Genomic DNA, 13,215 nt, shown 5'->3' with positions numbered 1-13,215 from the left:
CGCCGGCGCCGTCGGCCCGGTCGCCGCGCCCCGTCCGCGCCCAAGGCCTCGCCGTCGCCCGCGCGGACCGGCGTGGCCCCGGCCCCGATCGCGCCCCCGGCACGTCCCGCGCCCGGTCGTCCTCGCCGGAGCGTTCCGCCCCACCGGGGAACCGACCGCCCGTATCCTGCGCTCATGATCACCACGGATGCCACGGACCTGCGGGAGATGCCCGGCGACTGGCGGCGCGCCCTCGCCGTCGTCGCCCATCCCGACGACCTGGAGTACGGCTGCGCCGCCGCCGTCGCCTCCTGGACGGACGCCGGGAAGGAGGTCGTCTACGTCCTCGCCACCCGCGGCGAGGCCGGGATCGACACCCTCGACCCGGAGACGTGCGGGCCGCTGCGCGAACGCGAGCAGCGCGACAGCGCCGCCGTCGTCGGTGTGGACACGGTCGAGTTCCTCGGCCACCGCGACGGCGTGCTGGAGTACGGGGTCCCCCTGCGGCGCGACATCGCGGCCGCGATCCGCCGCCACCGCCCCGAACTCGTCGTGACCCTCAACCACCGCGACACCTGGGGCCCCGGACCCGGCGCCCCCTGGAACACCCCCGACCACCGGGCCGTCGGGCGGGCCACCCTGGACGCCGCGGCCGACGCGGGCAACCGCTGGATCTTCCCCGAACTCGCCGACGAGGGCCTGGAGCCCTGGGACGGCGTCCGCTGGGTCGCCGTCGCGGGGTCCAGCGCCCCGACCCACGCGGTCGACGCGGGCCCCGGCATGGACCGCGCCATCGCGTCGCTGCTCTGCCACCGGGCCTACATCGAGGCGCTGACGGACCAGGACCCGGAGGAGTACGTCCGCGACTTCCTCACCACGACCACCAGGCAGGCCGCCGGCCGCTTCGGCGGACGCCCGGCCGTGACCTTCGAACTCTTCGCCCGCTGACCCGGACGGCCCGGCGCCGCGTCACCCCGTCGGCGCCGGGCCCGGCTCAGCCCATCGGCGACGGCTTCAGGACGGCGAAGGGCGCGCCGAACGGGTCCTCGAACCAGGCCAGCCGGCCCACGTCCGGGATGTCGGCCGGCGGAAGGAGGATCCGCCCGGCGGCCCCCTCCACGGCCCGGGCCGTCGCGTCGGCGTCCCCGACCTCGATGTACGGGATCCAGCGGGGGTTCCCCGGATCCTCCTGGAGCTCGGCCACACCGCCGAACGAGGCCTCCCGCTGGTCCCCGGCCGCGGTGGAGACCACCCGATAGGACATGCCGGGCGCCTCCATCACCGCCCAACGCCAGCCGAACAGGGCCCGGTAGAAGCCGAGCACCCCCTCCGGGTCGGCGGCGTGCAGCTCCACCCACACCAGGGTGTTCGGGGCCGACGTCCGCTCCAGGCCCCGGACCCGTCCCGGCTGCCAGACGGCGAAGTCGGCACCGCCCGGGTCGGTCAGACACGCCATCCGTCCCGCGTCCATCACGTCGAAGGCGGGTACGCGGACGGTGGCGCCGGCCTCCTCTGCGGTCCGCTGCGCGGCGTCCGCGTCCCGCGTGTGGAAGTGGACCGTCCAGGCGCTCGCCGCGCCCTCCTCGGTCAGCGGACCGAGCCCGCCGACCGTGCGGCCGTCCTGCTGGAAGAACCCGTACCCGCCGGATCCCGGCCCCGCCGGGCGGAACTCCCAGCCGAGCACGGCACCGTAGAAGGCCGCCGCGGCCTCCGTGTCGGGGCTGCCGAGATCGATCCAGCAGGGCGACCCCGTCGTGAACTGCGTACCGAGCATGAGCGCCGTCCGTCCTTCCGTCCTCCGCGACCGGCTCCGGCCACCATGGCCGATCCCCACCGCCGCACCGGGACGGCACGGCCGGTCCCTCCGGGGTTCATCCGACCGGCCGACGGCCCGGGCGCCACGCCGCGCCACGTCCGGCCACCGGCCGCGCGGAAGCGTGCGGCCACCGGCCCGGTTCCGCCCACCGGCCCGGGGCGTGTCCGTCGTCGGCCGCCGTCCGTGCGGTCGGGTCGGCGCGCCCGCCTCAGGGCGCGGGCCGGCCGCACCGGCCCTGCCGCGCGCGGCGTCACGCGACCAGCCCGGCCTCCCCGCCCGTCGCCCCCGCCTTCGCCTCCAGGTCCGTCATCAGCAGCTCGCCGTTGAGCGCCACCGCCGCCCGGTAGCCGAGGCTCGCCGCGTTGACGACCTGTTCCGTCGGGCCGGTGACGTTGCCGGCCGCCCAGACACCGGGGACGCTGGTCCGGCCGGTCTCGTCGACCACCACGAACTCCCCGAAGGGGGTCTCGCGCAGATCGGCGCCGAGCTGCCGCAGCACCCCGTCGCGGGCGGCGAGGCGCTTCGCTCCGGCGAAGACGACGGATCGCTCCACGACGCGCCCGTCGGCGAGGCGCACACCGGTCAGCCGGTCGTCCGTGACGACGAGTCCCGCCACCTCCCCGGACACGACCCGTACCCCCGCCGCGTCGAGCAGGGCCGCGTCACGCTCGGAGAGCTCCGCCCCGTGCAGGAAGAGGGTGACGTCGTCGGACAACCGGGAGACGACGAGGGCCTGGTGGGCGGGCATCGCGGGGTGGGCGACGACGCCGAGGGGCTGGTCGCGGGCCTCCCAGCCGTGGCAGTACGGGCAGTGCAGCACGTCCCGTCCCCACCGGTCGGCGAGTCCGTCGATCCCGGGGAGTTCGTCGACGAGCCCGGTGGTCACGACCAGTCGCCGGGCCCGGACCGTACCGCCGTCCGCGAGGGTCAGGACGAAGCCGTCGGCCCCGTCCGGGGCCGCGCCCGTCACCTCGCCCGACCTCCACTCGACCCCGTACGCGGCGATCTCGCGCCGTCCCACGGCGAGGAAGTCGGCCGGGCTCATGCCGTCCCGCGACAGGTACCCCTGCATGTGCGCCGAGGGGGCGTTGCGCGGCTCGCCGGCGTCCACGACCAGCGTCCGCCGGCGCGAGCGGCCGAGGACGAGCGCCGCGCTGAGCCCGGCCGCCCCGCCGCCGACGACCACGGCCTCGTACGCCTCGCCTCCGTGAGCGTCCCCGTGCGCGCCCGTACCCGCGTCACCGACCATGTTCCGCTGTGCGTTCCTGTAGCTGTTCATGCCGCCGAGCTTCGCCGGTTCCGGGAAACATGGCAAGGAATGTTGCCGTTTCTGCAAAGCTGGACCCATGACAGAAGACGACCGCATCGACGCCGTGCTCACCGAGGTCGGCCCCCGGCTCCGCCGGGTCCGCCGCGACCGGGGCGTGACCCTCGCGGAGCTCTCCGCCGCCACCGGCATCTCCGTGAGCACCCTCTCGCGCCTGGAGTCGGGGCAGCGCAGGCCCAGTCTCGAACTGCTGCTGCCGCTCGCCAGGGCCCACCAGGTCCCGCTGGACGAACTGGTCGGCGCCCCGCCCGTGGGCGACCCCAGGATCCGGGCCCGGCCCATCGTGCGCGACGGCCGCACGATGTACCCGCTCACCCGCCAGCCCGGCGGCCTTCAGGCGTACAAGGTCGTCCAGGACCCCTCGGGAGAGGCGCCCGATCCCCGCGTGCACGAGGGCTACGAGTGGCTCTACGTCCTCTCCGGGCGGCTCCGGCTCGTCCTCGGCGAGCACGACGTGGTGCTCGGGGCCGGCGAGGCGGCGGAATTCGACACCCGGGTGCCGCACTGGTTCGGGGCGGCGGGGGAGGGGCGGGTGGAGTTCCTGAGCCTCTTCGGGCCGCAGGGGGAGCGCATGCACGTGCGGGCGCGGCCCAAGAAGTCCGGCGGGACGGTTCCGTAGCGGCAAGCGACCGCTTAGTATGCCACCGACCGCTCGGTACGGACGGAGGCTTCCGGATGCAGGCATGGCGTGTGTACGAGAACGGCGAACCAGGCGCGGTGATGCGCCTGGAGGAGGTGGAGACGCCCCCGCCCGGCCCCGGCCAGGTCCTGGTGAAGGTCCGCGCCGCGAACGTCAACTTCCCCGACGCGCTGCTCTGCCGGGGCCACTACCAGGTGCGCCCTCCGCTGCCCTTCACCCCCGGCGTGGAGATCTGCGCGGAGACGGACGACGGGCGCCGGGTGATCACCACCGCCGCGCTGCCGCACGGCGGCTTCGCCACCCACGCCCTGGCGGACGCCGCCGGGCTGCTCCCCGCGCCCGAGTCCCTGGACGACGCGGAGGCCGCCGCCCTCCACATCGGCTACCAGACCGGCTGGTTCGGCCTCCACCGCAGGGCCGCCCTGAAGGAGGGCGAGACGCTCCTCGTCCACGCGGCCGCCGGCGGCGTCGGCAGCGCCGCCGTCCAGCTCGGCAAGGCGGCCGGCGCCACCGTCATCGGTGTCGTCGGAGGCCCCGCGAAGGCGGCCGTGGCCCGCGCACTCGGCTGCGACCTGGTGATCGACCGTGGCTCCGAGGACGTCGTCGCCGCCGTCAAGGCCGCCACCGGCGGCCGGGGCGCCGACGTCGTCTACGACCCGGTCGGCGGCGAGGCCTACCAGCAGTCCGCCAAGTGCGTCGCCTTCGAGGGCCGGATCGTCGTCGTCGGCTTCGCGAGCGGCACCGTCCCCGCCCCCGCCCTCAACCACGCCCTGGTCAAGAACTACTCCGTCCTCGGCCTCCACTGGGGCCTCTACGCGCAGAAGGACCCGGCCTCGGTCGGCCGCTGCCACGAGACCCTCACCGCCTACGCCGCCAAGGGCCTGATCAAGCCGCTCATCGGCGAGCGCGTCCCCTTCGCCGGCGTCGCCGGCGCGGTCCAGCGCGTCGCCGACGGCACCACCACCGGACGCCTGGTCGTCCTCCCGGAAGGAGTCCACGCGTGACCGACGCCGACGACCTGCGCGCCCGCACCCGGGCGCTGCTCCAGGAGCACCCCCCGGCCACCACCGACCGCACCGCCTTCCTCCAAGCCCGCTTCGACGCCGGGCTCGCCTGGGTCCACTACCCGGTCGGCCTCGGCGGCCTCGACGCCCCGCGCGCCCTCCAGGCCGTGGTGGACGCCGAACTCACCGCCGCCGGAGCCCCGGACAACGACCCGCGCCGCATCGGCATCGGACTCGGCATGGCCGCCCCCACCCTCCTCGCCTACGGCTCCGAGGAGGTCAAGCGGCGCTTCCTGCGGCCTCTCTGGGTCGGCGAGGAGGTCTGGTGCCAGCTGTTCAGCGAACCGGGGGCCGGCTCCGACCTTGCCGCCCTCGGCACCCGTGCCGTACGCGACCCGGAGACGGGCGACTGGATCGTCGACGGGCAGAAGGTGTGGACCTCCAGCGCGCACGTCGCCCGCTGGGCCATCCTCATCGCCCGCACCGACCCGGACGTGCCCAAGCACCGGGGCATCACCTACTTCGTCTGCGACATGACCGACCCCGGCGTGGAGGTCCGGCCGCTGCGCCAGATCACCGGCGAGGCCGAGTTCAACGAGGTCTTCCTCACCGGTGTCCGCATCCCCGACGCCCACCGCCTCGGCGAGGTCGGCGACGGCTGGCGGGTGGCGCAGACGACGCTGATGAACGAGCGCGTCTCCATCGGCGGGGCCCGCATCCCCCGGGAGGGCGGCATGATCGGCAAGCTCGCCGCCACCTGGCGCGAGCGGCCGGAGCTCCGTACCCACGAGCTGCACCGGCGCCTGCTGGAGCTGTGGGTCGACGCCGAGGTGGCCCGGCTCACCGGCGAGCGGCTCCGCCAGCAGCTCGCCGCCGGCCAGCCGGGCCCCGAGGGCAGCGCCATGAAGCTCGGCTTCGCCCGTCTCAACCAGGCCATCAGCGGCCTGGAGGTCGAACTGCTCGGCACCGAAGGCCTGGTGTACGGGGACTGGACGATGCGCCGCCCCGAGCTGGTCGACTTCACCGGCCGTGACGCCGGCTACCGCTATCTGCGCTCCAAGGGCAACTCGATCGAGGGCGGCACCACCGAGGTCCTCCTCAACATCGTGGCCGAACGGGTCCTCGGACTGCCGCCCGAGCCCCGCAACGACAAGGACGTCGCCTGGAAGGACCTGGCCCGATGACCGACCTCCTCTACTCCGACACCGAGGACGACCTGCGCGCCGCCGTCCGCGCCCTCCTCGCCGACCGGGCCGGCCACCGGGCCGTGCTCGACCGGATCGAGACGGACGACCCGTACCTCCCCGGGCTCTGGAAGTCCCTCGCGGCCGACATCGGAGCCGCCGGCCTGCTCGTCCCCGAGAAGCTCGGCGGCCAGGGCGCGACCCACCGAGAGGCGGCCGTCGTCCTGGAGGAGCTGGGCGGCGCGGTCACCCCCGTGCCGTACCTGACGAGCGCGGTCGTCGCCACCGAGACCCTGCTCGCCCTCGCCGGGGGCAGCGACGCGGCGGCGGAACTGCTCGCCGGCCTCGCGGGCGGCCGTACGGTCGCCGTCCTCGCCGTCCCCCTCACCACCGCCCCCGGCGGCGAGCCCCCGCACGGCCCCGAAGCCACCGGCGTCGCCGACGCCACCGCCGCCGACGTCCTGCTCGCCCCGCGCGCCGACGGCCTGTACGCCGTCCCGGCCGCGGAGGCGGTCGTCGAGCCGCTCACGCCGCTCGACCTCACCCGGCCGCTCGCCCGCGTCACCACCGGTCCCGGCACGGGCACCCGGCTCGCCGGGCCCGAGGCCTGTGCCGCCGCGATCGGGCGGGGTCTGCTGGCCGGGGCCGGACTCCTCGCCTCCGAGCAGCTCGGCCTGGCCACCTGGTGCCTGGAGGAGACCGTGCGGCACACCCGCGAGCGCCACCAGTTCAACCGGCCGGTCGGCTCCTTCCAGGCCCTCAAGCACCGCATGGCCCAGCTGTGGCTGGACGTCGTGGGCGCCCGTGCGGCGGCCCGCGCCGCCGCCGACGCGCTCGCCACCGGTGCGCCCGACGCCCCGCTCACCGTCGCGGTCGCCCAGGCCCACTGCTCCCGGGTGGCCGTCCGGGCCGCCGAGGAGTGCGTCCAGCTGCACGGCGGCATCGGCATGACCTGGGAACACCCCGCCCACCTGGCGCTCAAGCGGGCCAAGGCCGATCAGCTCGCCCTCGGCTCGCCCGGCCGCCATCAGGACGCCCTCGCCGCCCTGGCCGACCTCCCCGCGCCCCGCTGACGCGGTCCGGCCGCAGGCCTCGGTAAGGGGCCCGTCTGTCCGCACCCCTTTACATACTGTTTAATTGCATGTTGTTCGCAATAACAGTTGATCTCCAAAAGGGGTGTGGACACGATGGCCGCCCGATCCGTTCGCCGCGCGACCGCCGCGATACTCACCGGGGCGTTCGCCCTGGGCGCCGCGGCCTGCACGAACCCCGGCCCCGCCGGGGGCACCGGCGGCCCCAAGGACTCGGCGGTCGTCGGCATCGCCTACGAGCCCGAGACCCTCAGCCCCCTCCTCGGCTACGGCAAGGACGGCAACTCCAAGATCTTCGACGGGCTCCTCGCCTTCGACGCCGACATGAAGCTGCGGCCCGCCCTCGCCGCGAAGCTCCCCCACATCAGCGACGGCGGCCTCACCTACACCTACACCCTCCGCGACGGCGTCACCTTCAGCGACGGTGTGCCCTTCACGGCCAAGGACGTCGTCTTCACCTACCGGACGATCCTGGACCCGAGGACCAACAACCCCTCGCGCACCGAACTCGACGCCCTCAAGAGCGTCGAGGCGGTCGGTGACGACACCGTCGTCTTCCGGCTCAAGTACCCCTACGCGCCCTTCGCCGAGCGCACCGTCCACGCCATCGCGCCCGAGCACGTCGCCGCGAAGCAGGACGTCAACACGGGCGCCTTCACCACCCGGCCCATCGGCACCGGCCCCTACGTCCTCACCGGCTGGTCCAAGGGCGAGAAGCTCACCTTCAAGGCCAACCCGTCCTACTGGAACGGCGCCCCCGCGGTGAAGAAGTTCACCATGGCGATCATCAAGGACGACGACGTCCGCGCCACCCGGCTGCGCGCCGGCGACCTCGACGGCGCCATCCTGCCGCCCAACCTCGCCGCCGGCTTCTCGGCCGACAAGGGCAAGAAGACGTACGCGGCCAAGACGTACGACTACCGCACCGTCACCCTCCCCACCCACCACCCCGTCACCGGCGACACCGCCGTCCGCCGCGCCCTGGACATCGCCGTCGACCGCCAGGCCATGGTCGACAAGATCCTCGAAGGCGCCGGCAAGCCCGCCTACGGCCCCGTCCCCACCGACAGCCCCTGGTTCACCCGGGGCACCGAGCGCCGCCACGACCTCGCCGGCGCGGCCAAGATCCTGGACGAGGCCGGCTGGAAGCCCGGCCCCGACGGCATCCGCGTCAAGAACGGCGTCCGGGCCTCCTTCCCCCTCTGGTACCTCTCCGGCGACAAGCTCCGCCAGGACCACGCCCTCGCCTACGCCTCCGACGCCAAGAAGGCCGGCGTCGAGATCAAGACCCAGGCCGGCACCTGGGAGGTCATCGAACCCCGCATGAAGACCGACGCCGTCCTCGCCGGCGGCGGCTCGCCCGGCGACCCCGACTTCGACCAGTACCTCCTCCTGAAGTCCTCCCTCGCCGGCGACGGCTTCAACAACATGGCCTGGTACGACAACAAGGCCGTGGACAAGGCCCTGGACGAGGGCCGCAGGACCGACGACCCGGCCAGGCGCAGGGCCGCCTACGACACCGTGCAGCGCGAACTCGTCAAGAACCCCGGCTACACCTTCCTCACCCACATCGACCACCTGTACGTCGTGAACGACTCCTGGACCTCCGACGCCAAGGGCGCCGCGCTCACCACCCAGGTCGAGCCGCACGACCACGGCCTGGCCGCCGGCCCCTGGTGGAACGTCGAGGCCTGGAAGCCCAAGAGCACCGGAGACACGAAGAAGTGAAGCGCCGCCTCCCCTGGGGGGCCATGGCCCGGATGACGGGACGGCGCGCCCTCGCCGCCGTCCCCGTCCTCCTCGCCGTCACCTTCGCGGTCTTCGCCGTCGCGGAGGCCTCCCCCTTCGACCCCGTCAAGGCCTACGCGGGCACCGCCGGACTCACCGCCTCGCAGGAGAACCTCGACCAGCTCCGGGCCAACCTCGGCGTCGACCGGCCCCTTCTCACCCGCTGGTGGGAATGGCTCACCTCCGCCCTCACCGGCGACCTCGGCGACTCCTCGGTCATGCGCCGCCCCGTCGCCGACGTCATCACCGAGCGCCTCGGCTGGTCCGTCCTCCTCGCCGCCACCGCCTTCCTCGTCGCCATCGCGCTCGGCACCGTCCTCGGCGTCCTCGCCGGCCGCCGCCGCGGCGGCCTGATCGACCGGACCGTCAGCTCCCTCGCGTACACCCTGGAAGCGGCCCCCGCCTTCTGGCTCGGGCTCCTCGCCATCTGGTTCTTCGCCCTGAAGCTGGGCGCCCTGCCCGCCGGCGGCCTCACCGACACCGCGAGCGACACCGTCACCTTCGGCCAGGTCGCCCGCCACCTCGTCCTGCCCGCCCTGGTCCTCGGCATCTCCCAGCTGCCCTGGTTCTTCCTGTACGTCCGCCAGGGCGTGGGCGACGCCCTCGACGAGGACCCGGTACGCGGCGCCCGCGCCCGCGGCCTGGGCGAGGGCACCGTCCTCACCGGCCACGCCCTGCGCTCCGGCATGCTGCCGATGCTCACCCTCATCGGCTCCCGCGTCCCCGAGCTCATCACCGGAGCCCTCCTCGTGGAGACCGTCTTCAGCTGGCCCGGCATCGCCGCCGCCACCGTCCAGGCCGCCACCTCCGTCGACTTCCCGCTGCTGGCCGCGCTCACGGTGCTCGCCACCGCAGCCGTCCTCCTCGGCAACCTCCTCTCCGACCTCCTCTACGGCCTTGCCGACCCGAGGGTGGGCTTCGATGGCTGACCCGCGCACCCACCGCCTGCGGCTGTGGACCTCCGCCGTGACCGTCGGCGCCGTCCTGCTCGCCGTCCTCCTCGTCCCCCCGCTGGCCCAGCTCGACGAACAGGCCGTCGACCTGTCCGCCAAGCTCCTGCCGCCGTCCTGGGACCACCCCTTCGGCACCGACGACCTCGGCCGCGACCTGCTGCTGCGCTGCGTCTACGGCCTGCGGATCTCCCTGCTCGTCGGCCTCGTCGCCGCCCTCGTCGCCACCGTCATCGGCACCGCCGTCGGCGCGGCGGCGGGCGCCCTCGGCGGCTGGCTCGACCGGGCCCTGATGAGGCTCGTGGACGCCTTCTCCTCCGTGCCGCACCTGCTGCTCGGCATCTTCGTCGTCGCCCTGTTCCGGCCCGGCGTCTGGCCCGTCATCGTCTCCGTGGCGGTCACCCACTGGCTCTCCACCGCCCGGATCGTCCGCTCCGAGGTCCTCTCCCTGCGCTCCCGGCCCTACGTCGACGCCGCCATCTCGGGCGGGGCCTCCCGCCGCCGCGTCGCCGTCCGGCACCTGCTGCCCGCCGTCCTCCCGCAGGCCGGTCTCGCCGCCGTCCTCATGGTCCCGCACGCCATGTGGCACGAGTCCGCGCTCTCCTTCCTCGGCCTCGGCCTCCCCAGCCACCAGGCCAGCCTCGGCAACCTGGTGCAGACCGCCCGCTCCTCCCTGCTCGCCGGGGACTGGTGGCCCACCCTCTTCCCCGGCCTCTTCCTCATCGTCCCGACCCTCGCCGTCGCCGGACTCGCCGGAGTCTGGCGCGACCGGCTCAACCCGCGCCGCCGATCGGAGCTGATGCTGTGACCGGGAACGTCCTGCGTGCCCTGGAGGCCGTCACCGCGGAACGCGCCGGGACCGCCGTCCTCAGCGTCCGCGGGCTCACCGTCCGCTTCCGCCTGAGCGGCGGCCGGACCGTCGACGCCGTCAGCGACGCCGATCTCGACCTCGTGCCGGGGGAGTGCCTCGCGCTCGTCGGCGAGAGCGGCTGCGGCAAGTCCGTCCTCGCCTCCGCCCTCCTCGGCCTCCTCCCCGGGAACGCCGAGACCTCCGGCACGGCCCTGCTCGCCGGCCCCGACGGCACGGGGCCCACCGACCTGCTGGCCGCCGGTGAGAAGACCCTCGCCCGCACCGTACGGGGACGCCGCGTCGGCCTCGTCCCGCAGAGCCCCGCCGCCCACCTCACCCCGGTCCGCACCGTACGGGCCCACCTGGAGGAGACCGTACGGGCCCTCACCGGCGCCCCCCGGCGCGAGCGGCGGGCCCGCGCCGAGGAGGCCGCCGTACGGGCCGCCTTCCCCGCCACCCATCTCGACCGCCACCCGCACGAACTCTCCGGCGGCCTCGCCCAGCGCGCCGCGACCGCCCTCGCCCTCATCGGCGACGCGCGACTCCTCCTCGCCGACGAACCCACCACGGGCCTCGACCGCGACCTCGTCGACCGCACCGCCGACGAACTGCGCCGCCACGTCGACGAGGGCCGCGCGCTGCTCCTCATCACCCACGACCTCGCCGCCGCCGAACGCATCGCCGACCGGGTCGCCGTCATGTACGCGGGCCGGATCGTGGAGACCGCTCCCGCCCACCGTTTCTTCGGCCCGGCCGGCCCCCGGCACCCCTACGCCCGGGGACTGCTCGACGCCCTCCCCGAGCGGGCCTTCACCCCCATCCCCGGGATGCCGCCGGAACTGACCGCCCTGCCCGACGGCTGCGCCTTCGCCCCCCGCTGCCCCCGCGCCACCGACCTCTGCGCCACCCGCCCCGAGCCCCGCGCCGCGGTCGCCTGCCACCACCCGGAGCACCCCCGTGCTTGAACTGACCGACATCACCGCCGGATACGACCGCCGCGCACCCGTCTTCCGAGGGGCCCGTCTCACCCTCGCCCCCGGCGAGTCCGTCGGCCTCCTCGGCCCCAGCGGCTGCGGCAAGTCCACCCTCGCCCGGGTCGCCGCCCTCCTCCACCGTCCCGACGCGGGCCGCTACGTCCTCGACGGCACCGAGATCCGCGCCTGGCGCCACCGCGCCCCCCGCGAACTGCGCACCGCCGTCGGCGTCGTCTTCCAGCAGCCGCGCACCGCCGCCGACCCCCGGCTCACCCTCGCCGACCTCATCGCCGAACCGCTGCGCGCCACCGGCCGCGGGGCGGAGGCCGCCGCGCGCGTCGCCGACCTCGCCCCCACCGTCGGCCTCACCCCCGAACTGCTCTCCCGCCGCCCGCACGCCGTCAGCGACGGCCAGCTCCAGCGCGCCTGCCTGGCCAGGGCGCTCTGCCTCCACCCCCGCTGGCTGATCTGCGACGAGATGACCGCCATGCTCGACGCCTCCACCACCGCCGCCCTCGTCGCCGCCGTCGAGACCTACCGCGCCGGGACCGGCGCCGGCCTCCTCGCCGTGGGCCACGACCGGGTCCTGCTGGAGCGCTGGTGCGACCGTACGGTGGAGTGGAAGGACTGCCTCACGGGAGGGAACGAGCGGTGACCGGGATCTGGACGCGCGCGGCCGAGGACGACCCGCTCGACGGCCTGCGCACCGCCCTCACCCACGCCGACTGCGGCCTGGAGCCGCGCGGCGGCTTCGAGGACCACTGCTGGCTGCTCCACGCCGTCCACGACGGTCCGGTACGGCTCCGCTGGGACGACGTCCTCGCCCGGGCGGGCCGCCGTTTCGCGGACTGGCCGCTCACCCCCTCGTACCTGGTCTTCGAAGGCGTCGAAGGAGCCGACGACCTCGACGGGCCCGGCGACGCCGAACCCGACGCCACCACCCTGGCCCGGCTCGTCGCCCACCTCGCGCACCACTCCGCCGACGGGCTCGCCACCTGGTGCGGGGCCGCCCAGGCGCCCGTCTCCACCGACGGGACGCTGGTCGCCTGGCGCGGCCGGCTCGGCGACGCCCCCGCCCACCGGGAGGCCCGGCCGGCCGACGTCTTCCCCGCCACCTGGTGGGCCGCGGACGGCAGTTGGCACGTCCTGGCCGACTGGGACCTCAACGCCACCGAGGTCTTCGGCAGCCGCGCCCTGATCGCGGACCTGCTGGCCGATCCGGAGCTGGAAGCGGTCCGCAGGCCGACCATCGCGGAGACCTTCCGGACCTTCCCCGGCTGATCCCGCGCAATCTCACCCGTATGGCCGCCCCGCCGCACATCCGGACGGACCGTACATTCCGCCACACTGTCCGCCGAACGCCGCAATTCCGGTGCGGCGACGGAGGGACGTGAGAGCGATGGCCGTTTCCATTTCTGTCGTGGTGCTGCTGCTGATCCTGGCCGTGGTCTTCCTGCGGAGCGGTGGTCTGAAGGCCACCCATGCCCTCGTCTGCCTCCTGCTCGGCTTCTTCCTCGCCGGTACGAGCATGGCGCCCACCATCCACAACGGCGTGGCGGCCACCGCCGACGTGGTCTCCAGCCTCCGGCCCTGACCGTACGGCGACCGGGGC

Annotated in this window: 14 protein-coding genes; 12 read left to right on the top strand and 2 right to left on the bottom strand. The window is 74.9% G+C overall.

Annotated elements, in window-relative coordinates:
- The first annotated feature begins 174 nt into the window (after positions 1-174).
- On the top strand, positions 175-927 hold the full coding sequence (locus ACFY60_RS27395) for a PIG-L deacetylase family protein (protein WP_388614081.1): 753 nt from the start codon (positions 175-177) through the stop codon (positions 925-927).
- Positions 928-973: 46 nt separating this feature from the next.
- Here ACFY60_RS27395 and ACFY60_RS27390 read toward each other — a convergent pair whose 3' ends face one another.
- On the bottom strand, positions 974-1,753 hold the full coding sequence (locus ACFY60_RS27390) for a VOC family protein (RefSeq protein WP_388614079.1): 780 nt from the start codon (positions 1,751-1,753) through the stop codon (positions 974-976).
- 292 nt (positions 1,754-2,045) lie between these two features.
- Positions 2,046-3,044, bottom strand: a complete 999-nt coding sequence (locus ACFY60_RS27385) for an NAD(P)/FAD-dependent oxidoreductase (RefSeq protein WP_388614165.1) — start codon at positions 3,042-3,044, stop codon at positions 2,046-2,048.
- Positions 3,045-3,141: 97 nt separating this feature from the next.
- Here ACFY60_RS27385 and ACFY60_RS27380 point away from each other — a divergent pair, with 97 nt between their 5' ends.
- From ACFY60_RS27380 to ACFY60_RS27330, 11 genes are all read left to right on the top strand, one after another.
- Positions 3,142-3,741 (top strand): helix-turn-helix domain-containing protein, encoded by a 600-nt coding sequence (locus tag ACFY60_RS27380; RefSeq protein WP_388614076.1) that lies wholly within the window; start codon positions 3,142-3,144, stop codon positions 3,739-3,741.
- A gap of 56 nt (positions 3,742-3,797) precedes the next feature.
- A complete protein-coding gene (locus tag ACFY60_RS27375; protein ID WP_388614074.1) occupies positions 3,798-4,766 on the top strand; it encodes an NADPH:quinone oxidoreductase family protein in 969 nt (322 codons plus the stop codon).
- A complete protein-coding gene (locus tag ACFY60_RS27370; RefSeq protein ID WP_388614071.1) occupies positions 4,763-5,950 on the top strand; it encodes an acyl-CoA dehydrogenase family protein in 1,188 nt (395 codons plus the stop codon). Before ACFY60_RS27375 ends, ACFY60_RS27370 begins: the two co-directional genes overlap by 4 nt.
- Positions 5,947-7,023 (top strand): acyl-CoA dehydrogenase family protein, encoded by a 1,077-nt coding sequence (locus ACFY60_RS27365; protein ID WP_388614068.1) that lies wholly within the window; start codon positions 5,947-5,949, stop codon positions 7,021-7,023. The genes ACFY60_RS27370 and ACFY60_RS27365 overlap by 4 nt, the downstream gene beginning before the upstream one ends.
- 114 nt (positions 7,024-7,137) lie before the next feature.
- Positions 7,138-8,769 (top strand): ABC transporter substrate-binding protein, encoded by a 1,632-nt coding sequence (locus ACFY60_RS27360; protein WP_388614066.1) that lies wholly within the window; start codon positions 7,138-7,140, stop codon positions 8,767-8,769.
- A gap of 23 nt (positions 8,770-8,792) precedes the next feature.
- A complete protein-coding gene (locus ACFY60_RS27355) occupies positions 8,793-9,758 on the top strand; it encodes an ABC transporter permease (RefSeq protein WP_388614063.1) in 966 nt (321 codons plus the stop codon).
- A complete protein-coding gene (locus ACFY60_RS27350; RefSeq protein WP_388614060.1) occupies positions 9,751-10,587 on the top strand; it encodes an ABC transporter permease in 837 nt (278 codons plus the stop codon). The genes ACFY60_RS27355 and ACFY60_RS27350 overlap by 8 nt, the downstream gene beginning before the upstream one ends.
- Positions 10,584-11,594 (top strand): ABC transporter ATP-binding protein, encoded by a 1,011-nt coding sequence (locus ACFY60_RS27345; protein WP_388614057.1) that lies wholly within the window; start codon positions 10,584-10,586, stop codon positions 11,592-11,594. Before ACFY60_RS27350 ends, ACFY60_RS27345 begins: the two co-directional genes overlap by 4 nt.
- Positions 11,587-12,258, top strand: a complete 672-nt coding sequence (locus ACFY60_RS27340; protein WP_388614054.1) for an ABC transporter ATP-binding protein — start codon at positions 11,587-11,589, stop codon at positions 12,256-12,258. Before ACFY60_RS27345 ends, ACFY60_RS27340 begins: the two co-directional genes overlap by 8 nt.
- Entirely contained in the window at positions 12,255-12,884 is a 630-nt protein-coding gene (locus ACFY60_RS27335) for a hypothetical protein (RefSeq protein WP_388614052.1), read from the top strand. Before ACFY60_RS27340 ends, ACFY60_RS27335 begins: the two co-directional genes overlap by 4 nt.
- A gap of 118 nt (positions 12,885-13,002) precedes the next feature.
- Positions 13,003-13,197, top strand: coding sequence for a hypothetical protein (locus ACFY60_RS27330; RefSeq protein WP_309051290.1), 195 nt, complete (start codon positions 13,003-13,005; stop codon positions 13,195-13,197).
- The last annotated feature ends 18 nt before the right edge of the window (positions 13,198-13,215 follow it).

It is taken from the genome of Streptomyces sp. NPDC012827, from assembly GCF_042900905.1.
Taxonomy (GTDB): domain Bacteria; phylum Actinomycetota; class Actinomycetes; order Streptomycetales; family Streptomycetaceae; genus Streptomyces; species Streptomyces gulbargensis.
Note: the sequence above shows the minus strand (reverse complement) of the source record. Positions and strands in the feature narration are given on the sequence as shown.

Bases quoted from the DNA above. Each gene is read 5' to 3' on its own strand.
- ACFY60_RS27350 (WP_388614060.1), top strand. From the start codon at position 9,751: ATGGCTGACCCGCGCACCCACCGCCTGCGGCTGTGGACCTCCGCCGTG.
- ACFY60_RS27365 (WP_388614068.1), top strand. From the start codon at position 5,947: ATGACCGACCTCCTCTACTCCGACACCGAGGACGACCTGCGCGCCGCC.
- ACFY60_RS27390 (WP_388614079.1), bottom strand. From the start codon at position 1,753: ATGCTCGGTACGCAGTTCACGACGGGGTCGCCCTGCTGGATCGATCTC.
- ACFY60_RS27375 (WP_388614074.1), top strand. From the start codon at position 3,798: ATGCAGGCATGGCGTGTGTACGAGAACGGCGAACCAGGCGCGGTGATG.
- ACFY60_RS27395 (WP_388614081.1), top strand. From the start codon at position 175: ATGATCACCACGGATGCCACGGACCTGCGGGAGATGCCCGGCGACTGG.
- ACFY60_RS27330 (WP_309051290.1), top strand. From the start codon at position 13,003: ATGGCCGTTTCCATTTCTGTCGTGGTGCTGCTGCTGATCCTGGCCGTG.
- ACFY60_RS27355 (WP_388614063.1), top strand. From the start codon at position 8,793: ATGGCCCGGATGACGGGACGGCGCGCCCTCGCCGCCGTCCCCGTCCTC.
- ACFY60_RS27360 (WP_388614066.1), top strand. From the start codon at position 7,138: ATGGCCGCCCGATCCGTTCGCCGCGCGACCGCCGCGATACTCACCGGG.
- ACFY60_RS27380 (WP_388614076.1), top strand. From the start codon at position 3,142: ATGACAGAAGACGACCGCATCGACGCCGTGCTCACCGAGGTCGGCCCC.
- ACFY60_RS27385 (WP_388614165.1), bottom strand. From the start codon at position 3,044: ATGGTCGGTGACGCGGGTACGGGCGCGCACGGGGACGCTCACGGAGGC.